General features: G+C 38.5%; 33 protein-coding genes. All 33 read left to right on the top strand.

Annotated features, from left to right (window positions below; all coding sequences use genetic code 11):
• Position 1: 1 nt before the first annotated feature.
• On the top strand, positions 2 to 739 hold the full coding sequence (locus EII37_RS07315) for a hypothetical protein (RefSeq protein WP_124788110.1): 738 nt from the start codon (positions 2 to 4) through the stop codon (positions 737 to 739).
• A 14-nt stretch (positions 740 to 753) separates the two neighbouring features.
• Complete coding sequence (locus EII37_RS07320) at positions 754 to 1,131, top strand: hypothetical protein (RefSeq protein ID WP_124788111.1); 378 nt, start codon at positions 754 to 756, stop codon at positions 1,129 to 1,131.
• Positions 1,132 to 1,308 (top strand): hypothetical protein, encoded by a 177-nt coding sequence (locus EII37_RS11145; protein WP_185695971.1) that lies wholly within the window; start codon positions 1,132 to 1,134, stop codon positions 1,306 to 1,308.
• Between the two features lies 1 nt (position 1,309).
• Entirely contained in the window at positions 1,310 to 1,642 is a 333-nt protein-coding gene (locus tag EII37_RS07325; protein ID WP_124788112.1) for a DUF1372 family protein, read from the top strand.
• A gap of 10 nt (positions 1,643 to 1,652) precedes the next feature.
• Entirely contained in the window at positions 1,653 to 2,018 is a 366-nt protein-coding gene (locus EII37_RS07330) for a hypothetical protein (protein WP_185695972.1), read from the top strand.
• Entirely contained in the window at positions 2,015 to 2,416 is a 402-nt protein-coding gene (locus tag EII37_RS07335; RefSeq protein WP_000667209.1) for a hypothetical protein, read from the top strand. Before EII37_RS07330 ends, EII37_RS07335 begins: the two co-directional genes overlap by 4 nt.
• Position 2,417: 1 nt before the next feature.
• Positions 2,418 to 2,624, top strand: a complete 207-nt coding sequence (locus EII37_RS07340) for a hypothetical protein (RefSeq protein ID WP_124788114.1) — start codon at positions 2,418 to 2,420, stop codon at positions 2,622 to 2,624.
• Between the two features lie 20 nt (positions 2,625 to 2,644).
• Positions 2,645 to 3,073 (top strand): YopX family protein, encoded by a 429-nt coding sequence (locus EII37_RS07345; RefSeq protein WP_124788115.1) that lies wholly within the window; start codon positions 2,645 to 2,647, stop codon positions 3,071 to 3,073.
• A 122-nt stretch (positions 3,074 to 3,195) separates the two neighbouring features.
• Positions 3,196 to 3,471, top strand: a complete 276-nt coding sequence (locus EII37_RS07350; RefSeq protein WP_221620935.1) for a DUF3310 domain-containing protein — start codon at positions 3,196 to 3,198, stop codon at positions 3,469 to 3,471.
• Positions 3,468 to 3,839, top strand: a complete 372-nt coding sequence (locus EII37_RS07355) for a hypothetical protein (RefSeq protein WP_124788116.1) — start codon at positions 3,468 to 3,470, stop codon at positions 3,837 to 3,839. The genes EII37_RS07350 and EII37_RS07355 overlap by 4 nt, the downstream gene beginning before the upstream one ends.
• 22 nt (positions 3,840 to 3,861) lie before the next feature.
• Positions 3,862 to 4,119: a hypothetical protein gene (locus EII37_RS07360; RefSeq protein WP_124788117.1), complete on the top strand. Its 258-nt coding sequence runs from the start codon at positions 3,862 to 3,864 to the stop codon at positions 4,117 to 4,119.
• A gap of 21 nt (positions 4,120 to 4,140) precedes the next feature.
• On the top strand, positions 4,141 to 4,521 hold the full coding sequence (locus EII37_RS07365) for a hypothetical protein (protein WP_054366564.1): 381 nt from the start codon (positions 4,141 to 4,143) through the stop codon (positions 4,519 to 4,521).
• A gap of 66 nt (positions 4,522 to 4,587) precedes the next feature.
• The gene (locus tag EII37_RS07370; RefSeq protein WP_124788118.1) at positions 4,588 to 5,265 is read left to right on the top strand and encodes a DUF4417 domain-containing protein; all 678 of its coding nucleotides are present in this window, start codon (positions 4,588 to 4,590) and stop codon (positions 5,263 to 5,265) included.
• Complete coding sequence (locus EII37_RS07375) at positions 5,235 to 5,645, top strand: hypothetical protein (protein ID WP_037566703.1); 411 nt, start codon at positions 5,235 to 5,237, stop codon at positions 5,643 to 5,645. The genes EII37_RS07370 and EII37_RS07375 overlap by 31 nt, the downstream gene beginning before the upstream one ends.
• A gap of 193 nt (positions 5,646 to 5,838) precedes the next feature.
• Complete coding sequence (locus EII37_RS07380) at positions 5,839 to 6,318, top strand: terminase small subunit (RefSeq protein WP_050091514.1); 480 nt, start codon at positions 5,839 to 5,841, stop codon at positions 6,316 to 6,318.
• Positions 6,305 to 7,618, top strand: a complete 1,314-nt coding sequence (locus tag EII37_RS07385; protein WP_084911948.1) for a PBSX family phage terminase large subunit — start codon at positions 6,305 to 6,307, stop codon at positions 7,616 to 7,618. The genes EII37_RS07380 and EII37_RS07385 overlap by 14 nt, the downstream gene beginning before the upstream one ends.
• Before the next feature lie 11 nt (positions 7,619 to 7,629).
• Positions 7,630 to 9,186, top strand: coding sequence for a phage portal protein (locus tag EII37_RS07390; protein WP_124788119.1), 1,557 nt, complete (start codon positions 7,630 to 7,632; stop codon positions 9,184 to 9,186).
• Between the two features lie 41 nt (positions 9,187 to 9,227).
• Positions 9,228 to 10,376: a phage minor capsid protein gene (locus EII37_RS07395; RefSeq protein WP_124788120.1), complete on the top strand. Its 1,149-nt coding sequence runs from the start codon at positions 9,228 to 9,230 to the stop codon at positions 10,374 to 10,376.
• A gap of 145 nt (positions 10,377 to 10,521) precedes the next feature.
• On the top strand, positions 10,522 to 11,082 hold the full coding sequence (locus EII37_RS07400; protein WP_124788121.1) for a phage scaffolding protein: 561 nt from the start codon (positions 10,522 to 10,524) through the stop codon (positions 11,080 to 11,082).
• Between the two features lie 16 nt (positions 11,083 to 11,098).
• The gene (locus EII37_RS07405; protein WP_061864960.1) at positions 11,099 to 11,971 is read left to right on the top strand and encodes a hypothetical protein; all 873 of its coding nucleotides are present in this window, start codon (positions 11,099 to 11,101) and stop codon (positions 11,969 to 11,971) included.
• 11 nt (positions 11,972 to 11,982) lie between these two features.
• Positions 11,983 to 12,135: a hypothetical protein gene (locus tag EII37_RS11150; RefSeq protein WP_185695973.1), complete on the top strand. Its 153-nt coding sequence runs from the start codon at positions 11,983 to 11,985 to the stop codon at positions 12,133 to 12,135.
• Positions 12,135 to 12,329 (top strand): hypothetical protein, encoded by a 195-nt coding sequence (locus EII37_RS07410; protein WP_061864959.1) that lies wholly within the window; start codon positions 12,135 to 12,137, stop codon positions 12,327 to 12,329. The genes EII37_RS11150 and EII37_RS07410 overlap by 1 nt, the downstream gene beginning before the upstream one ends.
• A 42-nt stretch (positions 12,330 to 12,371) precedes the next feature.
• The gene (locus EII37_RS07415) at positions 12,372 to 12,767 is read left to right on the top strand and encodes a hypothetical protein (RefSeq protein WP_124788122.1); all 396 of its coding nucleotides are present in this window, start codon (positions 12,372 to 12,374) and stop codon (positions 12,765 to 12,767) included.
• Positions 12,757 to 13,083, top strand: coding sequence for a putative minor capsid protein (locus EII37_RS07420; RefSeq protein WP_054366550.1), 327 nt, complete (start codon positions 12,757 to 12,759; stop codon positions 13,081 to 13,083). The genes EII37_RS07415 and EII37_RS07420 overlap by 11 nt, the downstream gene beginning before the upstream one ends.
• A complete protein-coding gene (locus tag EII37_RS07425; RefSeq protein ID WP_124788123.1) occupies positions 13,083 to 13,433 on the top strand; it encodes a minor capsid protein in 351 nt (116 codons plus the stop codon). Before EII37_RS07420 ends, EII37_RS07425 begins: the two co-directional genes overlap by 1 nt.
• Positions 13,433 to 13,840 carry a minor capsid protein gene (locus EII37_RS07430; protein ID WP_124788124.1) on the top strand — a complete coding sequence of 136 codons (408 nt, stop codon included), beginning with the start codon at positions 13,433 to 13,435 and terminating at the stop codon, positions 13,838 to 13,840. The genes EII37_RS07425 and EII37_RS07430 overlap by 1 nt, the downstream gene beginning before the upstream one ends.
• A gap of 4 nt (positions 13,841 to 13,844) precedes the next feature.
• Positions 13,845 to 14,303 (top strand): phage tail tube protein, encoded by a 459-nt coding sequence (locus EII37_RS07435; protein ID WP_061864957.1) that lies wholly within the window; start codon positions 13,845 to 13,847, stop codon positions 14,301 to 14,303.
• Positions 14,304 to 14,342: 39 nt separating this feature from the next.
• Positions 14,343 to 14,723 carry a hypothetical protein gene (locus EII37_RS07440; RefSeq protein WP_124788125.1) on the top strand — a complete coding sequence of 127 codons (381 nt, stop codon included), beginning with the start codon at positions 14,343 to 14,345 and terminating at the stop codon, positions 14,721 to 14,723.
• Positions 14,723 to 15,310, top strand: a complete 588-nt coding sequence (locus tag EII37_RS07445) for a Gp15 family bacteriophage protein (RefSeq protein WP_124788126.1) — start codon at positions 14,723 to 14,725, stop codon at positions 15,308 to 15,310. The genes EII37_RS07440 and EII37_RS07445 overlap by 1 nt, the downstream gene beginning before the upstream one ends.
• Positions 15,311 to 15,329: 19 nt before the next feature.
• Complete coding sequence (locus EII37_RS07450) at positions 15,330 to 19,067, top strand: hypothetical protein (RefSeq protein WP_124788127.1); 3,738 nt, start codon at positions 15,330 to 15,332, stop codon at positions 19,065 to 19,067.
• Entirely contained in the window at positions 19,064 to 20,578 is a 1,515-nt protein-coding gene (locus tag EII37_RS07455; protein ID WP_124788128.1) for a distal tail protein Dit, read from the top strand. The genes EII37_RS07450 and EII37_RS07455 overlap by 4 nt, the downstream gene beginning before the upstream one ends.
• 1 nt (position 20,579) lies before the next feature.
• Positions 20,580 to 24,623 carry a phage tail protein gene (locus tag EII37_RS07460; RefSeq protein ID WP_124788129.1) on the top strand — a complete coding sequence of 1,348 codons (4,044 nt, stop codon included), beginning with the start codon at positions 20,580 to 20,582 and terminating at the stop codon, positions 24,621 to 24,623.
• Positions 24,624 to 24,631: 8 nt separating this feature from the next.
• The coding region (locus EII37_RS07465) for a DUF859 family phage minor structural protein (RefSeq protein ID WP_221620934.1) at positions 24,632 to 25,664 on the top strand (1,033 nt) is incomplete at its 3' end.

Raw genomic sequence — 25,664 nt, forward strand, 5'->3', positions numbered from 1 at the left:
TATGACAACAGAAAATCTTAAAGCAGCATTGGAATACGCAGTAGAACTAAATGAGTGTGGGTTAGAAATTTTAACAGCTGCAGATGGCACAGAGTACTATGATGCCAACAAATTCAACCTCAAAGAACTTGATCCCAAACGCTATCCTAAAACTTTGGAGCTATCAACCTTAACAAGCCTTGTTGACTATCTCAAAACAGACCTCAACAATCTGAAAAACCAACGCTTGATTGTGGCTGTTGAGAAAAATGATGAGGTTTGTGTATGGTCTGAAAATGATGAGCTCGAACATCGCACATTGCTAGTTGATGTTAAGGCACGCATCCCAGAGTTATCTTTTGGCCGTTTTCTATCATCGGAACAGTTCAATATCATGTTGCAATCAAACTTTATTGACGATAACGATCGTGGCACATTGCTAGAATTTGCTAGCGCATTGAAAATTGAGAATGGGTCTGAAATTGAAGATAATGGAGTATCTCAAGTAGCAACAGTTAAAACAGGGGTAGCAAGCCTTGCTAAAGGCAAAGCGCCTAATCCAGTCACATTGCGCCCATATCGCACTTTTGGAGAAGTTGAGCAACCAGCAAGCCTATTTGTCTTTAGGATTGATAAGCAAGCAAATATGGCTTTATTTGAGGCAGATGGCAAGCGTTGGGTAGCCGATGCAGTAGGAAATGTTGCAGCCTATCTAAAAGAGCAACTAGCAGACCAAAAACATATCACAGTATTAGCATAAGAGAGGGAAAAACAATGACTAAAGAAACTAAAAACGCAGTATCAGCTGAAACTATCGTAGAGAACTTGAAAGAGTTCGCCAACAAATTACATGATAATAGCAAAGATGGGATGTTACATTTTCTACTCAAAGGAGATATTAGGAAATTTAAGATAGCTAATGTTTTTCACAACCTCAGTCATGATTTGCTAGATATCTTAGATGGTAAAAGTGCTAAAGAAGTGCTTGAAGAAACTGACGGAAATGAGGAGGATAGCTCTTTGGTTGGAACAATCGCTATCAATGTAGAAACCGGGAACGTTGAGGGGCTTGATGGCATCAAGGACACCAAAGTCAAAGAACAGATTTTAGCAGCTGTAAGCAAAGTTGTTGAAGAGTTAGGCGGTAATTAGATGGTCTTGTTTCTGAAATTGATGGTTATCAGCGCTTGCTTACTCCTTGCCATTCTGATTTTCGTTACTGGTCATAAAACCTACAAAGAGGGAAAAGCGGACAAGGTGGTTTGGTTTATCTTTGATGCTTATGCTATTGCTTTGATTTACACAGTGATAAAAATCTTGGAGACATGACATGAAAAATAAAAATCGAGTTGGTCTATTTTTTGCACTTGCAGCCTTGTCTTTATCAATGCTAAATCTAGGTTTGATAATCTCCAAAAATCACTATAAACCCCAGGTTGTCAAGCTGGAGCAACAAGTAGAAGAATTGAAAAACAGAAAACCAGTCATTATTTATCAAGTTGATAATGCTGGGGGTGAGCTTATCGGAACAGTAACAGATAAAGCTATTGTTGATGGTCATTATACGGTTACTATCGGAGCTTATGGCAAGTTTCTTGTCACTAAAGAGCAATATGAGAGCATCAACATAGGGGATGATGCACCAGGTTATTTGAAGAAATAAAGGATGGTGAATGATGGCAAAGCCTAAAAGATATCCTTTCATGGGAGCACGAAAAGAAAGTGAAACCAAAAAAATTTCATTGATGCTAAAGAAAGTTGATGGATGTGATTTGAAAGGTGAGGTTCAAATTGAATATCTCCGTGAGTTCCATAAAACAAGGATTATTGTAAAAGTAGATGGCTATGGTAAGGGGATTAGAACAGCAACTTTAATAAGCGACTTTGATTTTTCGGAAAAAGATGGGGTTTTCTTGAAACTAGCTCTTTTTAAAAGGGCTGAAGAAATGTCACAGTTTGACTTTAGGGAGACCACAAATGAAGAATGGTCTGGAATTGTTGCAGATATAATTAAAAAGACGAGGAGGGGGAAGATGTGAAATTTGAGTTTTCTTTGCCTCGAAATACTAAGCTAAAATCTCTAAATATGGTTATCAATAGTAATGACAGGCAACATCAAACAGATAAAGCTAAAGTTACTAAGCGCATTAGAGCTTTTGCTTATTGGCATACATCGATGAACAAGGATAAAGGGAGGGCTGCTTTTAGCCCCTCTAACCCTTGTGAGGTTACAGTTACAATTTACAGCCCTACTAAGTCTAAATTAGATCCGCCTAACTTGTACCCAACAGTCAAAGCTATCATTGATGGCATGACTGATGCAGGTATTTGGACAGATGATAATCATAAGGTTATCAAAAAGTTATCTTTTGTTTATGGTGGCTTGAGCGAGGAGAAAGGGCATTATAGATTAGAGTTTGATATAGAGGAGGTTTAAAGTGATTAAAGTTAATATAAAATTCGACAATTTTGAAGCGCATGCCTTTTACCAAGATGATACTAAAATAGGAAAAATTAGAGATGCAATCATATCTCAAATAAATAATGGGCATGTGGTGATTTTGGGGGAAGATAGAAGTATTCTATTAAATCCTAAAGTTATTAAAAGTGTACATTTTGAGGTTGTAGAAGATGACAAAATCTAAAAAAGTAAGGAGTAATTGGGATGATACCAAAGTTTAGAGCGTGGATAAAGCAATATAAAAAAATGGATAATGATATTGGTGAGATGTATTTTGAAGATGGTGAGTTTAAATACATTGGGGATGATGTCCATTATAAACGACTACCAGAACACGTAATTCTTATGCTGTCAACAGAAATCAAAGACCGAAACAGTGTCGAGATTTTCGAGGGGGATGTACTTGAAATCCAAGGCATAAAAATGATTGTAAAATTCGGAAGTTATAAATACCTTGAAACATCTAAGAACAACGGCCATATACTTGGTGTATTATATGATGGTCTAGGATTTTATGTTGAATGTATTAATGCCGCTGATCCAGACAATATTAGTCCTTTTGAGCCAGAAACGCTTAAAAACAGTCAAATCATCGGCAACATATACGAGAACAAGGAGTTACTAGATGCCTGATGTAAAATGGATTATGGGGAATTGCCATATGATGCGCGACAACGGAGTTTGGGGAGGAGAAAAACAGATTTCCTATGCTAGCCCAGATGGCCAATACACATATTACATCAACAAGCGGAAAGATGGAACGTATTACTTGCATGGAGCAAATAAACATTACGGGAGGAATTGATATGACAGATAATGTAAATAACCCAAGCCACTATCAAGGACGATATGGCATGGAATCTATCGATGCTCTAAGAAATTTCATGACGCCAGAACAGTTAAAGGGTTTTTATCTTGGAAATGCTTTGAAGTATCAGCTACGTTTCCAGAAAAAGAATGGGCTTGAAGATTTGAAAAAGGCTCGTAAAAATCTGGATTGGTTAATTGAGGAATTTGAGGTAGAAAAATGAGACCTAAAAAATATCCATATTTAGGGAAAAGAAAAAGGGAAGAAATTCCGTCGCCATTATTTTCTGCACGACCAATTTTTAACGAGGTTCCAATTGTGAAAGAGGTCAAAGTTGAGCTCGGAGTCGAAGCTAACGTTGGACATTCATATCCAGAAATGGTAATACATTTAGATATTTCTGGATACGGGAATAGAGTGCATTCGGTATATCATTTCCCTGGTGTCCTCCTTACTGTTGGTGAATCAACCCAACTAAAGATACTATTTTATAAAAGGCTTAGAAATTTTACTGCGGATCGTTTCTTGACTTTTAGAGAATCTGATTGGGAGTTCTTTATCCGTGACCTGGTCAATGAATTTTTGCATTAGAAAGTTAATGAGGAGAAGAAAAATGAAGTTAAAAAAACTATTAGCAATCGCATTGCTTGGCTTATCTTTTGTATGGTTAGCAGCATGTGGAAACAAGGATGTCCTTGGAACAACTTTCACTTTTAATTACGCAAAAGTGAAAATGGTAGATGGGCAAATCGTAGAGGGAAAAGTCAAACGGTGGGCGAAGTACGAGAAACAGGATAGTATTCGTGTTACTTTTGAAAATGGTGATGAGTATTACACTCACTCAAGTAACGTGACTTTGTACAATAAATGATGAGGGGGTGATACATGACTGATGACGAAGAAAAAAATAGAGCGCTTGTCAGTTATCCATCGCAGAGAAATTAATTGGCTAAAGTGGTATTTTTTGAGAGATAAGAAAAATCCTCAAAAAACAATCTTGGAGCAAAAGATACATGAGGCATTTTTAGAGAATAACATTGAGCAGTCTGTATTTTTGGTAAATCTGAAAACTGTAACAGATGAATATATCGAGAAATCAGATAGAAAGATGTTAAAAACGATAAAAGAGGTCTATGTATTTGAAAATATCAATGTGATCGGCGCGTGTCAAAAAATTTTATATCTAAGTCCTAGCCCAGCATACACTTACATCAATAAATGGTTTGATAAGTATTTTGTTTCAACTTACAAGTACATCCCCTTATCTAAATAACCGTAAAAATACCCTATCCTATGTATCTATAATCAAGGTACATAGGTTTTTTATTAGGAGGATAATATGGACAATCTGACAACAAAACCATACCACAGACAGAATACTATTAACCAGTATAATTTGTTGGATTATGATGCCATGCGCACAGATGGTAAATATAATTTGCCAATCCTTGAACCAGTTGATCATATTCCTAAAAAATTACAGGGATTTAACTATGTTTTGAATAAACCTGACTACTCAGCTACTGTACATTTTTTCCTAGATGATTATCAGTTTGAAAGAATTTGGAAACGCCCGGATTTTTACCTAGAGAAACTAGCTGATTTCGATTGTGTATTTACACCAGATTTTAGCCTATACACAGACATGCCAATAGCTATGCAACTTTGGAATACTTATCGCTCAAGGTTGATAGGCCAAATGATGCAGAATTGGGGCTATACAGTTATACCTACTGTATCTTGGTCAAGCCAAGAAAGCCATGATTTTTGTTTTGATGGTCTACCGAAACATAGCACAGTGGCCATCAGTACAGTAGGCATAAAACAACGCAAAGAGCGCTTTGAGTTGTGGAAAGATGGAGTAGATACCATGATTAAAAAGATAGCGCCAAAGCGTATTTTGGTATATGGTGGTGAGGTTGATTATGATTATAAAGGTATCGAGGTAGTTTATTTTGGGAATGAAACGACAGAAAGGATGGACAAATGGGCGGTAGAGGAGCAAGCTCTGGAATGAGTGATAAAGACAAAAAGTATGGGACAGAATATAAGACTGTACATAAAGTGGGTAATATAAAATTTGTTACTCAAAACGAGCAAGGGTCACAAAAGACTCCGATGGAAACGATGACAAAAGGTAGAGTTTACGTACTTATTGACAAGAACAAAAACACACCCAAGAGTATTGTTTATTTTGATACAAAAAATAAGCGTAATAAGCAAATTGACTTAGATCATGTGCATAAAGGTATGAAACCACATGCTCATCACGGCTATAATCATGCAGAACATGAGAAAAGCAAAAAGGGTGCAACCAATTTGACACCAAAAGAGCGTAAACTTGTTGAAAAAGTCAAAAAGGAGTGGTATAATTACACTAAGAAACGTAGGGAGTAGTATATAGGGATTACGCCTTGATGGAGGAGATTCCGGTTCGAATCCGGGCTACTACGTTACATCTTAGCCCCTTAATTGGGGCTTTTTTTGCGCCTTAAATCAAAAATAACAGTAAAACATCCCCTCTTTTAGCATATAAAATGAAATCATGAGTAGCAATACTTGTGATTTTTTGTTGGAAAGGAGGGAGCGAATGAATGAAAGACAGAGGCGCTTTGCAGATGAGTACATAAAGACAGGAAACGGCTATCAATCAGCAATTAAGGCTGGTTATAGTGAGAGTTATGCCAATAATCGTATTACTGAACTGTTGGGAAATGTTGGGATAAAAGAGTACATAAATAAGCAGATGCAAGAGCTGCATAAGTCAAATATCATGGATGCGACAGAGGCGCTCTATATCCTTTCTGAAATCGCTAGAGGTAAACGAGATGAGGAGGTTTTGATACTTAATCCAACAACAGGAAAAGTAGAAAGACATATTAAGAAAGCAGATAATGCAACAGTTATTAAAGCTATTACTGAAATCTTGAAACGATATCCAACAGCTAAACAATCTGAAAAACTAGAGCTTGAGATTGAGAAATTAAAATCACAGTTGATAGATACACAAATGGAAGATGACACCATCACAATTATTGATAGTTGGGAGGGTGACGATGAAGATAATTGATATTCAAAAAAATGTCAATCCTCATTTCAAGAGTGTTTGGAAATCTAAGAAACCTTACAACATTTTGAAAGGTGGGCGAAACTCATTCAAATCATCAGTTATTACCTTGAAGTTGATTGTCATGATGACTTGGTACATCATAAGGGGTGAAACTGCCAATATTGTCATTATCCGTAAAGTAGCTAATACAATCCGTGATAGTGTGTATAATCAAATCCAATGGGGGTTATCGTTGTTTGGCCTAACCAGTCGCTTTAAGATGACAGTCAGCCCATTTAAGATAAGTCATAAAAAGACAGGCTCAACATTTTATTTTTACGGCCTCGATGACTACCAAAAGTTGAAATCAAACAACATTGGGAATATTATTGCGGTTTGGTATGAGGAGGCTGCTGAATTTTCAAGTGCTGAAGAATTTGACCAGACCAACATTACATTTATGCGCCAAAAACACCCACGCGCTCAATTTGTTAAAATCTTTTGGTCATATAACCCTCCTATCAATCCGTACAGTTGGATAAATGAGTGGTATGAGGAAATGAATACGCAAGATAATTACTTATGCCATTCTAGTACTTATCTTGATGATGAGTTAGGATTTGTAAATGATCAGATGTTGGCTGATATCGAGCGTATCAAAAAGAATGACTATGATTATTACAGGTATGTCTATCTAGGTGAGTCAGTTGGTTTAGGGAATAATATCTATAACATGAGTACATTTCACCCGTTAGATGCTTTGCCTAGTGATGATAGGCTGATAGGTATATCTTTTGCATTGGACGGTGGGCATCAGCAGTCAGCTACTGCATGTTGTGCTTTTGGGATAACTGCTAAAGGTAAGGTTATCTTACTTGATACCTGGTATTACTCACCAGCTGGCCAAGTGATAAAGAAAGCACCTAGCCAACTATCACAGGACATCAACGGCTTTATACAATCGGTTGTCAGCAAGTACAGAGTACCTATCTTGCAATATACGATTGATAGCGCAGAGGGAGCATTGAGAAACCAGATGTATCTTGATTTCAGTATCAGATGGCATCCAGTGGCTAAATTGAAGAAAGTGACAATGATTGATACATTCCAATCATTATTAGCACAAGGTCGCTTTTATTACCTTGATACAGAGAATAACAAGGTATTTATTGAAGAACATAAGATGTACAGGTGGGATGAAAAGACACTGCAGTCTGATAGCCCAAATGTCATCAAAGATGATGACCATACATGCGATGTTGCCCAGTATTTTATATTAGACAATTCTAAGATACTTGGTTTGCGTGTTGGTAATTCATAAGGAGGGCAACAATGAACTTAATTCAAAAAGTAAAAGACTTTTTCAACCGTGGGAGGTATAACATGGAAACATCAAACCTAAACAGTATCTTGGAGCACCCAAAGGTAGCTGTAACACAATCCGAATTTAACAGGATACAGCTCAATCTAGCTTACTATCAATCTAAATTTGATGATGTGGAGTACATCAACACCGATGGCGACAGAAAGCGTAGAAAGATGCAACACTTACCGATTGCACGAACTGCAGCTAAAAAGATTGCCAGCCTTGTTTACAACGAGCAAGCGGAAATTACAGCAGAGGATGAGATACTAAATAATTTTCTTGATAATATGCTAGGCAATGATCGCTTTAACAAAAACTTTGAGCGATATTTAGAGAGTTGTCTGGCTTTGGGTGGGCTTGCTATGAGACCTTATATTGATGGAGATAAGGTTAGAGTGGCATTTATTCAAGCACCAGTATTTTTGCCATTACAAAGCAATGTACAGGATGTATCAAGCGCTGCAATCCTAACTAAGACAATTAAGTCAGAGAGCAAAAAGAATGTATATTATACGTTAGTTGAGTTTCATGAGTGGGTAACTCAAGATGGCCAAGAGGTAGGGAGTACAAAGGATAAGAACCTATACCGCATTACTAACGAGCTTTACAAATCAACATCAGACGGCACGCTGGGTGATCGTGTAAATTTGAGCGAGCTATATCCTGACTTGCAACCAGTAACAACGATACAAGGACTATCACGCCCATTGTTTGTTTATCTCAAGACACCAGGGATGAATAACAAGGATATCAACAGCCCTCTTGGTTTATCTATCTTTGATAACGCCAAGACCACTATTGATTTTATCAATCGTACGTACGATGAATTTATGTGGGAAATTAAGATGGGTCAAAGGCGCGTGATTGTGCCTGAGCAAATAACGCAACTCAAAGTACAAGATATCCACGGTGAAATCAAATTTAAGCGACGTTTTGATACTGACCAAAATGTTTACATGCAAGTAGGAGCAGGCAATATGGATAGTGGTAGCATTATTGACCTCACAACTCCTATCCGCTCATCAGATTATATTTCAGCCATTTCAGAGGGATTGAAACTTTTTGAGATGCAAATTGGTGTCTCAAGTGGCATGTTTACATTCGATGGGCAAGGGGTCAAGACAGCAACGGAGATTGTAAGCGAGAACTCAGACACTTACCAAATGCGAAATAGCATTGTTGCACTTGTTGAGCAAGCTATCAAAGAGCTTTGTGTTTCAATGTGTGAACTTGGTAAAGCAGTAGGGATTTACAGCGGAGAAATTCCAGAGCTTGATGATATTTCAGTTAATTTGGATGATGGTGTATTTACTGATAGGCATGCAGAGCTTGATTACTGGATGAAGATGGTAGCGGCTGGATTTGCGACACAGAAAAGAGGTATTGCTAAAGTACTCAACATCACAAATGAAGAAGCAGAGAAAGAACTTGCTGAAATCAATGGAGAGTTGCCACCAGAGAGCGATGCAGAGCTTGCTTTGTACGGAAAAACAGAGAAGAAAGCAGAAGAGGGAGAGCTATAAACTGCTATAAATTACAATAAACGACACATAAGGAGTTGAAAATGACTGATAAACGTAAAATGCCAACTCTAAATGATCAGCGATTTTCTTTGCACATGCAGGGCGTGAGTGATATTTACTCTAAAATGCAAATTGAGTTGTTTGATAGCATGATAAAACGACTTAAAGAGCGTGGCAATGCTGACCTTGCAAAAAATCCGTATATATGGCAACTAGAAAAGCTCAACGATATGTACATGCTGAATGAGGAGAACTTAAAGATCATTGTTGAACGTACAGGAATTGCTGAAAGTCTTTTGAGAGAGGTCATTGCTAACGAGGGATTAAAGGTCTATAAGGACACAAAGGAGCAACTAGAGGAAGATTTGAAAAGGGAATCTAGTGGCAAAGTTAGAAATGGTGTAATTGATGCTCTTGAGTCCTATACTCAACAAGCTATAAGTGACCTTAATCTTATCAATTCAACATTACCAGCAAGCATACAGACTGTTTTCAAGTCGGTTGTAGAGCAGACAGTAGCACAAGTGGTAGCAGGTACTAAAACAAGTGATAGAGCTTTAAATGATACTATCATGTCGTGGCAAAAAAAGGGCTTTACTGGCTTTACTGATAGCGCAGGGAGAGAATGGCGAGCAGATAGCTATGCCAGAGCAATTATTAAAACGACAACTTACAGGGTTTACAATGATATGCGTACAAGGCCTGCAGAGGAATTAGGGATAGATACTTTTTACTACTCTATCAAGTCGTCTGCTAGAGCTGCATGTGCTCCATTGCAAGGTAAGATTGTCACTAAAGGTCAAGGCAGAACAATAAACGGCCTTACTATTCATAGTTTACTAGATTATGGTTTTGGTACTGCTGGGGGATGTCTAGGTGTCCATTGTGGTCATTATCTTACGCCTTTTATCGTAGGAGTAAATGAAATACCAGACTTGCCAGACTATATGAAAGACCTAACGCCAGAACAGGCAGAAGAAAATGCACGCATCGAGGCTAAACAAAGAGCCTTAGAGCGCAATATCAAGCATCACAAAGAAAGATTGCACTATGCTAGTACATTAGGTGATGATGATCTGATACAAGCTGAGAGGCTAAAAGTTAGAGCTTATCAAGGGAAAATAAGAGCTCTTGTAGAACAACACGAATTTTTAAGCCGTGATTACAGTAGAGAAAGAGCATATATCTAATTATCAAGAGGGTTACTAAACAACCCTCTTTTTTTGTGCCTAAAACCGTAAAAAATCCCATTCCATCCAAAGTAAACTGAAATAGTAAATAATATTTTGCTTTTCGGTGGGAGTTGTCCACCTAAAAAGAACTAAGGAGGTACAAATGGCATTTACAACAGAGGAACTACTCAAACTTGGATTGACAGAGGAACAGGCTAAATCAGTCTTTGCCTTGCGAGGAAAAGAGCTCAACGAGGACAAATCAGCCTTGGAAACTATCACACAAGAGCGAGATAGTCTCAAATCCCAGTTGCAAAAAGCAGAGGAGCAAGTTGAAAACTTGAAATCACTTGAAAGTATCAGTGCTGAACAAAAAGAGGCGATTGATAAATTGCAAGCAGATTATGACAAGTATAAACAAGAGGCTGCTGATGAACTGGCAAAAACAAATAAGGTGAATGCTATCAATCTTGCTTTGAAAGATACCACAGCACACAATCCATCAACCTTGATGAAGTTTATTGATGTTGATGCCATTGAACTAGATGACAGTGGCAAACCTAAACTAGATGACATCCTCAATGGTCTAAAGGAAAGTGACCCATATCTTTTTAAAGCAGAAGAAGATGGCAAGCCTAACCCAAATATCGTTGCGTTTGGAAATCCAACAGCAACAGACCCAGCACCAGATGCCTTTGCACAGGCATTAGGGCTGACAGAATAAAAAGGAGGAATAGTAGATGTCAATCAATTACATCACAAAACATGAGGGACAGTTTGAAAAACGCCTTATGCAAGGCTCATTGACTGCCATTCTTGAAACGCCAAAAGTAAATTGGCTAGGTGCAAAATCATTTGAATTGCCAACAATCTCTGTAACAGGATATAAGGCACATACACGCTCTAAGGGTTACAACTCAGGTACAGTATCAAATGATAAAAACGTTTATACTCTTGGATTTGACCGAGATGTTGAGTTTTTTGTTGATACAGCAGATGTTGATGAAACAAACCAAGAGCTTTCAGCTGCTAACATCTCAAATACATTCATTTCAGAACATGCAACACCAGAAGTTGACGCTTACCGCTTTTCTAAAATTGCAACAGCTGCAATCAATGGTCATCATTTCAAGCAAGAGGATAGCATTACACCGGAGAATGTCTATGGAATCTTGAAAGCTGCTATTTTGCCAATGCGTAAATATGGAGCATCAAACCTTGTCATGTATGTATCTAGCGAGGTAATGGATGCCCTAGAGCGTGCTAAAGACTTTACACGCGCAATCGCTACTACATCACCTCAAGGAATTGACACACGTGTAACATCGCTAGATGGAGTGCAACTTATCGAGGTTTGGGATGATGCACGTTTCAAAACTCAATTTGATTTCACAACTGGATTTGTGAAAGCTGGTGGCGGTAAAGATATCAATTTCTTGATCGTGGCTAAGACAGCTATCATTGCTAAGGCCAAATTTAACTCTATCTATCTCTTTGCTCCTGGGCAACACACAGAGGGTGATGGTTACCTATACCAAAACCGTTTGTATCATGATTTGTTTGTCTTGAAGTCTCAAGAAGATGGGGTTTATGTTTCACATAAATCAGCATAGGAGGTAGGTAGATGAAGAAATACATCAAAGAAAATCAAGTTTATACCGTGCAAGAGGGTAGTGAGCTTGAGGTGCAACTTATGGCAGATGGCTTTGAGGAATTGGTGGCAGATGGTGGGGAGCTTGAAACACCAAATGAAACTAAGGATAAAGGTGAAAAATAATGGCTAAGTATAAAGCAATTAAGAACCTAATTTTAAAGACACCTGGTATTTATGCGAAAGAGGGAGAATTTGTTGAGCTTGAACCGAATTATGCCGATCAAGTCAATAAAGACCTCAAGCAAACATTTCCGGATGTCGATGCAGTTTTAGAGCTTGTAGAAGATGTGCCCACACAATTTGAGCAAGCTGAATAAATAAGGGGTGGCAACACCCTTTATTTTTAAGGGAGGTTACGCATGACTTATTTAACGAAAGATGAGTTTGTTACTGACTTAGGCTTTGATGATGTAACGGATTTTGAGAAGTTAGCTAAACGGGCAGAAATTGCTATCAATCTCTATACTCAAGGAATTTATCAAAAACATATTGAATTTGAGAAAGAGGTTGAGTATCGCAAATCTGCTGTAAAGCTAGCTATGGGTTTTCAGATTGATTATCTGAACAGCTCTGGCATCATGACAGCTGACGAAAAACAAACTATGGCAAGCGTTTCTATTGGTCGCACATCAATTAATTACGGCAATAAACAACGATTTTCAGCAGGCCAACAATTCAACCTTTGCTTTGATGCTGAAAATGCCCTGAAACAAGCTGGATTTAGCTTAATTGTGGGAGTTGATTATGATAGATAAACGCTTATTACAAGATGTTGTTACAGTTCGTAAGGTTGAGGGCAAAGATAACTATGGAGATATCAAGTACTCTGAGCCATTGGATATTAAACCGGTAAGGTTTGATAGGTCGGTGGTTGTTACAGGTACTAACAACTCTAAAACTAGACAGAAAGCAGGCGTTGTTTACATTTACCCTAAGTTTGTGAATGTGACAGTTGATGATAGTTGGCTGGGTGCAGTTATGAATGATGGGGCGCGTGATTACCTTGTGATAGGTTATCAACCCAATTATCTTAATGGGAGAATTTTTAGCTATGAGGTTGAAGTTACATAATGGCAGATGTCAGAGTGAGCATTGATCTTGCAGGGGTAGAGAAAAAAGTATCACCTCAAGCTATGCAACGTGGCAAGATTGCTGCAGGTAGTGAGGCTTTGCTTGTTATGGATAGTTCTGTACCTCTCAGGGCTGGTGGAGGGGCATTAAGAGCCTCTGGGCGTGTAGAGCCTAATGGAAATGTGAGTTATAACACGGTTTATGCTCGGGCGCAGTTCCACGGTACTAATGGGATTGTTGTTTTTAGGAAATATACAACCTCTGGTACTGGTAGCAGATGGGATAAACCGTTAAAAGCAAACATAGACAAGCTAAAAAAGGCGGCTATTAAAGGAATGGGTATCAGATAATGCAAAACAACAAAAACTTTCAAGATGTGCTACTGGCACATATTAACAACATCACAAATTTGCCATTAAAAGCAAGGCTAGATTATTTTGAAGATGATAAGGATGATTTAGTTATCAATGCTTTAAGTGGTGGAACCATTGACAAAGAGTACATGGATGGCACTAGGGAAGTATCACTACCATTTGAGATTGCTGTAAAGAGTAAATCAAATGCAGTAGCAATTGATACTATCTGGCTTATCAATGGAGATTTATCATCATTTGATATTGATTTGCCTAGTACAGACAATTCTTACACATTCTTATCATTGAAAGTGGACAAACCAGGAATAAATGGCAAGGATGAACAAGGTTATTTTGTTTACTCAATGCAAGTAACCGCAAAACTAGAAATAACAGGAGGATGACATAATGGTACGTCAAAAAAATGCCAAGCGCAAACACGAAATTGCGCCATTTGACCCTAAAAACCCAGCAGTTGTACCTGGCGCAGAGGCTTGGAAACGACTTGCTAAGTACATTGAAACTATTGATGATGAAACGGATGAAGATACAGATGACACTGGTTACTACGATGGAGACGGTACGCCAGAGGAAACTGTACTAACCGTTGTTGGTGGTTACTCATTTGAGGGGATCTATGACCCAGAGGATGCAGCTCAAGCGATGATTGCCGCTATGCGTTACAAAACAGGTGAGGCACGCCGTGTATGGCATCGAGTAACTACAGCTGATGGCAAGAAAACTTATACACAAGTTGCCAATGTTTCTGAAATCAAAGCAGGAGCAGGTGATGCGACAGCGTATGAAGAATTTGGTTGTACGATCAAATGGATTAAAGAGCCAGTTGAAGCTGGAATTGGTGGATAGTCCACTACATAACTAATAGACATTTTGGAGGAAATTATCATGTCAAACAAAACTGTAATTGATTTAGGCAGCAAGGTTCTGTCATTTGATTTTGGAGAGTTTAGTCTTGATTATCGAGCAACCGATAAAAAAGATGCTCAAATTCAAGACAAGGCTGTAGAGTTAGAGGATAAGGTAGGTGCTTATCAGAAAGATGCAGAGAACATGAATGACAAAGAGGGGCGTAAAGCTCTAAAACCTATGGTTGATGAGTTCTTTGTAGCAATGTTTGATGAGGATGCCCCTCAAAAAATCTATGAGGTAGCTGGTGAAAACACTTGGAATTATCTCAATGTATTTTTACAGGTTTCAGCAACAATTCAAAAAGAATGGAAGAAGAAACTAAACGATGAAAATTTCAAGAAGTATCTTGCTGAATAATGTTTGATATTTCCAAAAAAATGGATGACAAGCTGGTACTTAACGACAAAGAGTATCAGCTTTTATTGTCGTTTGATAGGGTGTTATGGATTTTTGATATGTGGGGTAAAGGACATATCCCGGTAGAACTTAAACCAAAACTAGCTCTAGCAAAATTAACCGATGATGTAAGTTTTAAGGATATGGATACAAGGCAAGCGTTAGCTATCTATGCAGATATATTTGAAAAGCACATACAGGTTACTAGGGCTATTGATGAGGTTGATAGATATGACATTGAGGGGAATGTATTGCCTAAAAAAACTAAAGATGCCCAAGATTACGACGATAAACCCTTATTTAATATCAAATATGATGGCGAGTACATTTTTTCATCGTTTATGCAGGCCTATAACATTGATTTGATTGAACAACAAGGGAAATTGCATTGGCAGAAGTTCAATGCCCTATTGTCTGGTTTACCAGATGGAACAAAGTTTGTTGAGGTAATGAAAATTAGAGCGTGGAAACCCTCAAAAGGGGAAAGTTCAAAAGAAAAGCAAAAAATGCGTGAACTGCAGGAGCAATACGCATTGCCAAATATTTAATAAAGAAAGGAGGTAGAACATGGCAGACGGTAAAGTAACCATTGCGGTTGATTTGGATGGGAAGAAAGCCCAAGGGGATATAAATAGTCTGAAATCATCATTAGGTGGGCTAGGTTCAGCTTTTAAATCGGTTTTAGGAGCGAATTTAGTTAGTGGCGCATTGATGAGTGGAATTAGTGCACTTACAGGAGGAGTTAAAAGCGCATTTTCATCAGCAATTGATGAGGGGGCAAAATTACAACAATCTATCGGTGGTATTGAGACACTTTTTAAAGACTCAGCTGGCACTGTTAAGCAGTATGCTAATGAAGCTTTTAGAACAGCTGGAGTATCAGCTAATGAGTACATGGAAAATGTAACATCATTTTCTGCTAGTTTGATTTCTTCTTTGGGAGGAGATACGGCAAAAGCCGCTGAGTTAGCGAATACAGCAATGACAGATATGTCAGACAATGCAAACAAGATGGGTTCTGATATGAAAATCATTACTCAAACTTACCAGTCATTGGCGCGTGGTAACTATGCAATGCTAGATAACCTAAAACTTGGTTACGGTGGAACAAAAGCAGAGATGCAACGACTAATAAAAGATGCTGCTAGTTACAAAGATGTGCAAGAGGAATTGAATATGACCGTTGATGAGGGTGATATGTCTTTTGCAAACATGGTAAAAGCTATTTCAGTTGTACAGAAAAAGTTAGGTATCACAGGCACAACAGCTAAAGAGGCATCTGAAACATTTTCAGGATCTTTTGCATCTATGCAAGCTGCATTTAAGGATTTCTTAGGAAACCTTACAACAGGTGGAGACATTAGCAAACCCTTAGAGAACCTTGCTAAAACAGCCTCAACATTTATCTTTAGAAACTTTATACCGATGGTGGGCAATGCTTTCAAATCTTTGCCAAAAGCTATCTCAACATTTTTAGCATCAGCAAAGCCAGAGATAGAGGCAGGGTTGAAAAAGATGTTGCCAGAGGAAATGGTAAATAATATCATGAAAACCTTTGATAAAGTTGGTAGCTTTTTATCTAGTTTCAAAGACACGGGAGCTATAACAGCAGTAGCTGGAGCTTTTAATGCAGTGAAAGATGCAATAGGTCATGTTTTTTCATCTCTAGCTGGTAGTGGAGAAAACTTTGATAAGATTGCTAAAGCTTTAGGTGAGGTTGTTAAGTTTCTTGCAGATGCTGCTACTAAAGGTGCTGAATTTATCTCCTCATTACCACCTGGTGTTATCCAAACAATTGCTAGTGCAGTACTTGGGATGGTTGCAGCATTCAAGACAGTATCAATTGCAACTAAGGCTATAACTGGCCTAAAAACTGCTTTTGGGTTGTTGAAAATAGCTTTATCCAATCCTTGGGGGCTTGCTATTGCAGGTATTGGTGCTTTAATCGGTTGGTTTATTCAAGCATATACCACTAGCGAAGATTTCAGGAATAAGGTTAATGAAGTTGTTGAGGCAATTGGTAAAATAGCTAGCAAGATTGGAGAGTTCTTGTCTGGAATAGATCCATCTATTTTTGCGCTGTTACTACCGGTATTAGGGACTTTGTTATCTAAATTCAAAGGTTTTGATATCATCGGGAAACTCAATCCGTTCAAACTATTCAAAAAGAATGCTACGGAGGCATTTGATGGTGCTGGAGCATCAGCGACTCAATCTAAAGGTATCATAGAGCAAGTCTTTTCTGGGCTTGGTTCTCTTATCACATCTATTTCACAAGGTATTTCAACAGTACTGCAAGGACTGGCAACAGCAATCTCAACAGTTGCCCAAGGTTTTGGTCAAGCGGCATCAATGGCCAGCCCTGCCCAATGGCTATCAATGGGAGCTGCAATGTTGATGGTCGGTGCTGGTGTAGCTCTTGTTTCAGCTGGTATCTATATTTTGGTACAAGCAGCTATTCAACTTGCTAGTGCTGGTAGTGGTGCAGTTATTGCTCTTGCTGGTTTGGCAGTAGGTATTGCTGCTTTGGCAGGTATCTTTGCCTTGTTGGGGCCAGCTTTGACAGCTAGCGCTGTTGGGATACTTGCATTTGGAGCATCAATTGCTTTAATTGGTGCAGGTATTGCTATTGCAGCATACGGCCTCTCAATACTAGTAAATGCTTTTGCAAATGCAGAGGGAGCAATCACAGCAACAGGCCAAGCTATAAGTACAGCGGCTCAAGGCATCGGTCAAGGGTTGCAAACAGCCCTTGAGGGTGCTGCACGAGTTGTTGAGAGTTTCGGTACAGCAATCAAGACAGCCCTTGAGGGTGTAGCAAATGTATTTAAGAGTGTTGGAGAGGCCATTAGAACTGTATTAGATGGTATTAAAGGTGTAATTGAGTCAGTTGGGAACTCGTTCACCCAAATAGGTGACTCACTAGCTAAGATTGCTAGCAATGCAGGTGGCATTATGAATGCTGCAGCAGGAGTTGGAGCACTAGCAGCAGCTGTTACAGGTTTAGGTGCAGCATCTTATGCAGGGAACTTAGTTGGATTTACTGGTGACATTGAGAAACTTAATGCAGCGATTACAAATCTTGGCTCTGGATTAGCTGGAATTTCAAGTTCTTTTCAAACAATAGGGACATCTATGTCTTTAGTTGCTACATCATCTATGATGGCAGTTACAGGGCTTACGAATTTTTCAACTCAGATAACATTGTTGTCAACAACTTTAGGTCTTTTACCATCTATTATGACAATGGCAGTATCTGGCTTTACTATTTTCACAGCACAGATTTTAAGTAGCGTTGCAGGATTAGCAGCAATAAATGCCCCAATCGCTATGTTTAACTCCCAAATTATGACCATGACACCAGCATTGATGATGGCAGGAACATCATTTACTATGTTGGGTTCTTGGGTCATGATTGTTGGTACGGCTTTAGCGACTGTATCATCAGGATTTATACAAGTGGGCTCTAGTGCCACTAGTGCCTCATCCCAAGTAACAGGCATGTCAACTAGCACTCAAGCTGTAATTTCAGCTTTTAATAGCATGCGTGGACAAGTGGAATCATCTATGCAAGCTATTCTATCTGTTATTAAATCAGTTGGTAGTCAGATGGGGTCACAAGGTCGCCAAATTGGTCAACAAACAGCCCAGAATATCGCTCAAGGTATTAGGGGAGGTATCGGACAATCTCAAGGAGCTATGAAAGCTCTAATGAGCTCTGTAAGGTCTGTTGGCATGTCTGGTGTTGGTTCGATGCGTAGCATTGGTTCAATGATTGGGCAGGGACTTGCTCAAGGTATGTATTCGGCATTAGGAGCTGTTACAGCAGCAGCTGATGCACTAGTAGCACAAGCAGAGAGAGCGGCAAGGGCTAAAGCCAAAATCCATTCACCATCACGTTTGTTTAGAGATAGCGTTGGTCGTTTCTTACCAATGGGTGTCGCTGTTGGTATAGAGAAGAACACCAAATATGTTGATAAAGCTATGGTTGGCATGTATGACAATATACAGGCGTTTAGCTATAAAGCAGAGGATATTATTGGTGTTGGCAAAACTAAGTTGTCTAAAGTCGTACAAGTTAAATCCGATCTTGAAAAAGCGATCAAAGCAAGCGTTGAAGTGAAAGACAACAACCAAAAGACCGTATTTGATGAATTGCTAAGGATAGGCGACAAATTAGTTAATAAATCAACTGATATTGTGCTTGAAACCGGAGAATTAGTTGGAGGTACTATCGATGCTTACACTAATGCACAAGCTCACAATACTAGGGTAAAAAATAGAATGAGAGGGATAGTTACATGACAAAAGAAATGACATTCAACGGTGTTGATATGTCACGTTTCTTTAGAATAAAAGATATTATCCGCCCCATTGGGAACAAAAGGAGCGTATCAACAGATAACGCTCCTTTGTTGGGGGTTAATATTCAGCAAGTGAAACGTGGCGGAAAAGAGCATATCATAAAATTTGACATCAAAACCACAAATGCAATTGAAATGGAACAATTAAAACATGAGTTGGCAGGGGTATTAAATGTTTTAGAGCCAGTAAAGATCACTTATGGCGATGAGCCAGACAAATATTATATGGGATTGCCAGTAGATGAGATTACTCCAGAAAATTTGACAAGATGGTTTCAGCGTTCAGAGTTAAAAATAATAATTCCTGACGGTGTGGCTCATAGCACGACTTTAAAAAAAATTGATATTGATACAAATGAAACAAGCGCACCGGATAGGATAGTATTTGATTTAACAAATACAGGAACAGAGCCAGCTTATCCAATTATTAGAATTAAACATAACTCAGAAAATGGATATATTGGAGTTGTAAACAATAGAGCGGCATTTGAGTTGGGAAATCGTGAAGAGGCTGATACTGAAAATTACAGAGGCTCTGAAACATTGATAGATTATAGAGGGGCTAATATTCTAAACGGGTTTCAAAATGGCACTAAAGGAGTAGCTGTAACAAATGATAATAAGGAGCGTCTTGTTGGCACTTTGAGTACAACAAGTATGTGGGGTCGTAATCATATCGAATTATCAAACCGTGGTTCGGTTGAAAAAAATCGAAATAATGCACAAAGCTTGACATGGGCTATTCCAGTGGATAGTAGTGGAGAAGTTGGTTCATTGAATGACTATCTGCTTTGGAGACAAGTTTTTATGGCAGCTGTCGCTAATCAATATGGTTTTATAAAGGTTACTGTATCGGATACAGACGGCAATTTCTTGTATGGGGTGGAAACTTACAAACGCTATCAGACACTTGATTGTGAGTATAGTTTTTTCACCACTGACGGCAAAGGTGGATACAAGTTTATCAAATGGTGGTATTTTACTGGGACAGGGGCTCAAGTAGGCAAACTTGATCCATTTAGCGCGGAAAAGGGCTGGTCAGAGTTAAAAAGAAACGATGATAGAGTTCAAGTGTTTTTTGATGGCTCTCATTATGACTTTATTATTCCAGAGATAAAAGACAAAAAATCAGCAAAAATCCATATCACGCTTGGAGCACTCAGAGACTGGCCTCTTGTATCACATATGTATGTTGATGAGTTCATGTATAGAAAAGACTTTGTGACAAAGAGTTTAGACATTCCTAACCGTTATTCTATCGGTTCAAATGTTGTAATCAACAGTGAGGACGATAGTGTGTATATTAACGGGATATCTAAAGTAAGCGAAGTTGTAGACGGTTCACATTGGCCAGTAATTCCTCCAGGAAAATCTCAGCTAGAGTTGTATTTTTCACGTTTTGTCAAGAAAAAACCAACTGTAACAATCGAATTTGAAGAAAGGTGGATCTAAGATGCTTTTGACAATCCATGATGCAAATTTGCAAAAGGTAGCATTTATTGATAACGAAAAACAAGGTACGTTAAATTATTACGATGATACTTGGACAAGAAGTCTTGCAACAGGTTCGTCAACGTTTGAGTTTACGGTATTTAAAAAGGCTGTAAAGTCTGATTTACCTCTTGCTAAAGCCTATCATCATTTGAATGAGCATGCATTTGTCTCATTTAAGTACAAGGGTAAAAGCTTTGTGTTTAATATCATGATTGTTGAAGAAAATGAGCAGACAATCAAATGTTATTGTGAAAATCTCAATCTTGAGTTAATCAATGAGCTTGCGAACCCTTATAAATCTAACAAAGCGATGACTTTCAAAGAGTATTGTGAGGCGATGGATCTTTTAAATTATACTCACCTTTCTATTGGTATCAATGAAATATCAGATTATAAGCGTACTCTGGAATGGGAGGGGCAAGAAACCAAACTAGCCCGTCTATTAAGCCTAGCCAAACGATTTGATGCTGAGATTGAATTTGATACACAGTTAAATGCTGATAGCACTATCAAAAAGTTTAGTGTTAATGTTTATCATGAAAACGATGACAACCATCAAGGGGTGGGACGTGTAAGAAATGATGTCATTGTTAAATACGGAAAAAACATCCACTCTATTAAAAGAAAAGTGGATAAGACTGGTATTTTCAATACAATCAGACCGACTGGTAAAATGCCAACGGTTGAAGAAGAACCGAGCGGAGATAAGGGCTCCAAAAGCGAAACTGTAAAAAATGCAGATGGTTCAACGACGAAAACCACAATCTCTACAGCCTCAGATGGGACTAAGAGCAAAACTATTGCCCACACTAAAGTTACAAAGTTAGCGGACAAGACACGGATCACAACGACCACAACGACTCGTTCTGATGGTTCCATAGAACAAACTGTTACAACCAGCAAAAAAGGCGGAGCATCAACGTCTGAAACAAAAGTCTTGAAAAAACCAAATCCAAAAGAAAAAACAAATACAACTGAGGATGTTTTGACGATTGAGGGATTGGATGAATGGGAAGTAAAGAACGAGAAAGGGATAGTTGAATTTTATCAAAGAGGGCAAGCACTGTATGCGCCTATTTCAATGCAACTATATCCCTCAACCTTTACTCATTCAACAGGGGAGCTTGACCAGTGGACAAGAAAAGATTTTCACTTTGAAACAGATGAGCCAAACGAGTTAAGACGTTTAGGTTATCTCAAATTGAAAAAGTATTGTTATCCAGCTATCACTTATGAAGTTGATGGCTTTGTCGATGCTGATATTGGAGATACTGTTAAAGTCCATGATGACGGTTTTGCCCCTCTATTGATGATTCAAGCACGGGTTACTGATCAAAAAATCAGTTTCACAAATCCAGTGAGAAATAAGACAATATTTGACAATTTCAAGGCACTTGAAAACAAACTATCAACTGATATCCAGTCAGCCTTTGAGAGATTGTTTGAAGCTGCTAAACCATATACTATCAAATTGTCAACGGACAATGGTGTTATCTTTAAAAATCAGATTGGCCAAAGTCTAGTAACCCCAACTTTATACAAAGGGGGAAAACCAGTTGTTGCTGGTGTTACTTGGCGTTGGGCGCTCGATGGAGAAGTAACAACAGGGATGACTTACTTAATTAGAGGCTCCAATGTAACTGATACAGTCACTCTGACAGTTGCAGCTTACATTGGAAATAAAGAGGTTGCTGTTGATGAGATATCGCTTGTTAATGTTGTTGATGGAAAACTTGGTACACCTGGAACTCCAGGAAGAGACGGCCGTACTCCTTATGTCCATACAGCATGGGCTAATAATGCAACAGGAACAGATGGATTTAGTCTTGATAGCTCAATCAATAAACTCTATATTGGTATTTATACAGACTTTGAACCAAACGATAGTACAGACCCTAAAAAATACAAGTGGGCTAAAGTAAAAGGAGACAAGGGAGAAAAAGGCGATAAAGGAGAACCAGGACAACGTGGTTTAGATGGTTTACAAGGTGCAAGAGGTGAACAAGGATTACCTGGTCGCAATGGTGCAGATGGTCGTACTCAATATACTCACATAGCTTACAGCAATAGCGCTGATGGAACTAAGGATTTTTCTGTAAGTGCCTCTGATAGAGCTTATATTGGGATGTATGTTGATTTTAATAGCGCTGATAGCACTACTCCATCCGACTACAATTGGACACTTGTAAAAGGCTCTGATGGTGCAAATGGTGTGGCAGGTAAGGCTGGCGCAGATGGTAGGACACCATACTTACACATAGCTTACGCCACATCAAATAATGGCTCACAAGGTTTCTCAACTACTGACAGTACAAATAAAACGTATATCGGAACATACACAGATTACACTCAGGCAGATAGTACAGATTACAGAGTATATAAATGGACGTTGATAAAAGGAGCAGATGGTACTGGTATTTCTAATGTAACTAATTACTATTTAGCTACTACAGTCTCAACAGGTATCACAAGAGCAAGTACAGGGTGGACAACTACGCCACAAGCTATCACCTCAGACAAGCGTTATTTATGGAATTATCGAGTTGAGCTATACACAAACGGTACAAGTAAGACGACAGACCCTACTGTTATTGGTGTACATGGGGAAAAAGGAGAACGTGGATTACAAGGTGATCAAGGTATTCCAGGAATCAGAGGGACAGACGGAAGAACCCAGTACACTCATATTGCTTACGCAGATAATGCCGTTGGAGGAGGTTTTAGCCAAACTAATACCAATAAGCCATATATTGGTATGTATGTCGATTTTAATGCTGCAGATAGTAATAATCCGACAGTTTATAAATGGACAAAGTGGAAAGGTGAAGATGGTGCGCAAGGTGTACCGGGAGCAAAAGGAGCAGATGGTAGAACACCGTATTTTCATCGAGCATGGGCAAATTCTGCCGATGGCCGTGATGGTTTCAGTACAACAGATAGCACAAATAAGCGCTATTTAGGTACTTTGACGGATTTCAATGAAGTAGATAGTCAAGACCCAACAGACTATAAATGGACAGCACTATTTGATAATGTACAAGTTGGAGCTCGTAATTTTGCTTTAGGGACATCTAACCCTACTATAGGAACTCAAGGTAAAATCTATACACTGGCTCAATCTACCTATAAATGGCTACCAATTCAACCACTTTATTTAACTTTTGACTATATGGCATCTGAAACTATTAAAGGATTTAGGATTAATCGTGTTGTCAAATATGGTAATGGTATGCTTGATCAATGGGATTTCGCTATGAATGATAAAGTTTTAGGTAAGCAATACATAGATACTACGTCAGTCAAAAGTGGAACTTATTCACAACCTTGGTTGTGGAAATCGTATTCAGATGGTAGGACAAGCAATCTAATCAAAGAGATTTCCTTGTATCTTAATTTTGAGAATGGCTCAGATGGTACTGTTATTATTTCAAATCTAAGAGTCAATACTGGTACAGTACCTATTGATTGGATACCAGCTCCTGAGGATATAGAGAACAGCCTTGGCTCTAAAGCTGACCAATCACTGACTCAAGAGCAATTGAATGCTCTTAACGAGAAATCACAGATTTTAGAGGCTGAAATGAAAGCGAAAGCATCGATGGAGGCCTTTAGTGAATTAGAAAAAGCATATAATGCTTTTGTGAAATCAAATGCAGACAGTCAAAGAAAATCTGAGTCTGATTTGGTTGAAGCAGGAAGAAGAATTGATTTGTTGACAACTCAATTTGGAGGATTAGCAGAGCTTAAAACATTCATTGATACTTACATGAAAAGCACAAACGAGGGCTTGATTATCGGTAAGAATGATGCAAGCTCTACTATCAAGGTATCAAGTGATAGAATATCCATGTTTTCTGCAGGTAAGGAAGTTATGTACATTTCTCAAGGTGTAATAAACATTGATAATGGTATTTTCACCGCATCAGTTCAAATTGGGCGTTTTAGAACAGAGCAATACTATCTTAATAAAGATGTGAATGTCATACGTTATGTAGGAGGTTAAAAAAGAAAATGACTAAATTTATCAATTCTAGCGGTTCATTGCACTTGAATATTTACATCGAACAAATTAGTCAGGATGTCACTAATAACTCATCAAAGGTTAGTTGGAGAGCTACCGTTGACAGGGATGGAGGGTACCGAACTTGGAACGCAGAAAATGGAAGTGTTTTATCTGTATGGTTAAATGGTTCAAGTGTATATAAGAGCAATTTAAGTTTCGAGACAGAGGGACAAGAAACGACTCTCGCGTCTGGTGAGGCTACTATTCCTCATAATAGTGATGGAGCTAAGGCTTTTTCAGTATGGGCATCCTTTGACCCTAATAATGGGATACATGGCAATATTACTGTATCAGCAAACTATACACTTTCAAACATCCCTCGGTCTAGTAGTATAAGCGACAATGCTCTTTCAGGAAATAGACAGCTCGGAAGTCTCCACACTCTCACCATTGACCGCAAATCTAGCTCATTTACCCACCAAGTGTGGTATAGAGTTTTTGGTAGCGAATGGATTGACTTAGGGAAAAATCACGCAACAAGCGTTTCTTTCGTACCTAATACTGACCTTGCTAGATATAATACAAAAGCAAAGTCTGGCACGATGGACATATGTGTCCGAACATATAACGGAACTACTCAAATTGGAAATGATGTTTATTCAAACGGATGGTATTTTGAAATTCCGGAAAGCGTGAAACCTACATTTTCTGGTCTCACATTGATTGATATGAATACTGTTGCTGGGCAACTATTGAGCGGAAATAACTTTTTACAGATTATTTCTGATATTCAGGTCAATTTTAACAACCCAGCTGGGGCTTATGGTTCTACTATCACAGGATATCGTGCTGAAATTGTAAACAAGAATCAGGTTACAACTAAAAACGGTGGTAGGCTCGGTATGATGAATTTTAATGGCTCAGCAACAATACGTGCTAGTGTGGTTGATAGTCGAGGCAGGCAATCAGATACAAGGGATATTACAATCAATGTCATTGAGTATTTCGCACCAGCTTTTAGTTTTACAGCCTTTAGAACAC

Origin of the sequence: Streptococcus sp. OH4692_COT-348 (assembly GCF_003859975.1) — a bacterium.
GTDB lineage: Bacteria > Bacillota > Bacilli > Lactobacillales > Streptococcaceae > Streptococcus.

Bases quoted from the DNA above. Each gene is read 5' to 3' on its own strand.
- EII37_RS07460 (WP_124788129.1), top strand. From the start codon at position 20,580: ATGCTTTTGACAATCCATGATGCAAATTTGCAAAAGGTAGCATTTATT.
- EII37_RS07375 (WP_037566703.1), top strand. From the start codon at position 5,235: ATGGGCGGTAGAGGAGCAAGCTCTGGAATGAGTGATAAAGACAAAAAG.
- EII37_RS07380 (WP_050091514.1), top strand. From the start codon at position 5,839: ATGAATGAAAGACAGAGGCGCTTTGCAGATGAGTACATAAAGACAGGA.
- EII37_RS07420 (WP_054366550.1), top strand. From the start codon at position 12,757: ATGATAGATAAACGCTTATTACAAGATGTTGTTACAGTTCGTAAGGTT.
- EII37_RS07415 (WP_124788122.1), top strand. From the start codon at position 12,372: ATGACTTATTTAACGAAAGATGAGTTTGTTACTGACTTAGGCTTTGAT.
- EII37_RS07450 (WP_124788127.1), top strand. From the start codon at position 15,330: ATGGCAGACGGTAAAGTAACCATTGCGGTTGATTTGGATGGGAAGAAA.
- EII37_RS07445 (WP_124788126.1), top strand. From the start codon at position 14,723: ATGTTTGATATTTCCAAAAAAATGGATGACAAGCTGGTACTTAACGAC.
- EII37_RS07370 (WP_124788118.1), top strand. From the start codon at position 4,588: ATGGACAATCTGACAACAAAACCATACCACAGACAGAATACTATTAAC.
- EII37_RS07435 (WP_061864957.1), top strand. From the start codon at position 13,845: ATGGTACGTCAAAAAAATGCCAAGCGCAAACACGAAATTGCGCCATTT.
- EII37_RS07365 (WP_054366564.1), top strand. From the start codon at position 4,141: ATGACGAAGAAAAAAATAGAGCGCTTGTCAGTTATCCATCGCAGAGAA.
- EII37_RS07385 (WP_084911948.1), top strand. From the start codon at position 6,305: ATGAAGATAATTGATATTCAAAAAAATGTCAATCCTCATTTCAAGAGT.
- EII37_RS07400 (WP_124788121.1), top strand. From the start codon at position 10,522: ATGGCATTTACAACAGAGGAACTACTCAAACTTGGATTGACAGAGGAA.
- EII37_RS07350 (WP_221620935.1), top strand. From the start codon at position 3,196: ATGGAACGTATTACTTGCATGGAGCAAATAAACATTACGGGAGGAATT.
- EII37_RS11150 (WP_185695973.1), top strand. From the start codon at position 11,983: ATGAAGAAATACATCAAAGAAAATCAAGTTTATACCGTGCAAGAGGGT.
- EII37_RS07405 (WP_061864960.1), top strand. From the start codon at position 11,099: ATGTCAATCAATTACATCACAAAACATGAGGGACAGTTTGAAAAACGC.
- EII37_RS07455 (WP_124788128.1), top strand. From the start codon at position 19,064: ATGACAAAAGAAATGACATTCAACGGTGTTGATATGTCACGTTTCTTT.
- EII37_RS07355 (WP_124788116.1), top strand. From the start codon at position 3,468: ATGAGACCTAAAAAATATCCATATTTAGGGAAAAGAAAAAGGGAAGAA.
- EII37_RS07320 (WP_124788111.1), top strand. From the start codon at position 754: ATGACTAAAGAAACTAAAAACGCAGTATCAGCTGAAACTATCGTAGAG.
- EII37_RS07360 (WP_124788117.1), top strand. From the start codon at position 3,862: ATGAAGTTAAAAAAACTATTAGCAATCGCATTGCTTGGCTTATCTTTT.
- EII37_RS07345 (WP_124788115.1), top strand. From the start codon at position 2,645: ATGATACCAAAGTTTAGAGCGTGGATAAAGCAATATAAAAAAATGGAT.
- EII37_RS07315 (WP_124788110.1), top strand. From the start codon at position 2: ATGACAACAGAAAATCTTAAAGCAGCATTGGAATACGCAGTAGAACTA.
- EII37_RS07390 (WP_124788119.1), top strand. From the start codon at position 7,630: ATGAACTTAATTCAAAAAGTAAAAGACTTTTTCAACCGTGGGAGGTAT.
- EII37_RS07410 (WP_061864959.1), top strand. From the start codon at position 12,135: ATGGCTAAGTATAAAGCAATTAAGAACCTAATTTTAAAGACACCTGGT.
- EII37_RS07425 (WP_124788123.1), top strand. From the start codon at position 13,083: ATGGCAGATGTCAGAGTGAGCATTGATCTTGCAGGGGTAGAGAAAAAA.
- EII37_RS07430 (WP_124788124.1), top strand. From the start codon at position 13,433: ATGCAAAACAACAAAAACTTTCAAGATGTGCTACTGGCACATATTAAC.
- EII37_RS07440 (WP_124788125.1), top strand. From the start codon at position 14,343: ATGTCAAACAAAACTGTAATTGATTTAGGCAGCAAGGTTCTGTCATTT.
- EII37_RS07325 (WP_124788112.1), top strand. From the start codon at position 1,310: ATGAAAAATAAAAATCGAGTTGGTCTATTTTTTGCACTTGCAGCCTTG.
- EII37_RS07330 (WP_185695972.1), top strand. From the start codon at position 1,653: ATGATGGCAAAGCCTAAAAGATATCCTTTCATGGGAGCACGAAAAGAA.
- EII37_RS11145 (WP_185695971.1), top strand. From the start codon at position 1,132: ATGGTCTTGTTTCTGAAATTGATGGTTATCAGCGCTTGCTTACTCCTT.
- EII37_RS07395 (WP_124788120.1), top strand. From the start codon at position 9,228: ATGACTGATAAACGTAAAATGCCAACTCTAAATGATCAGCGATTTTCT.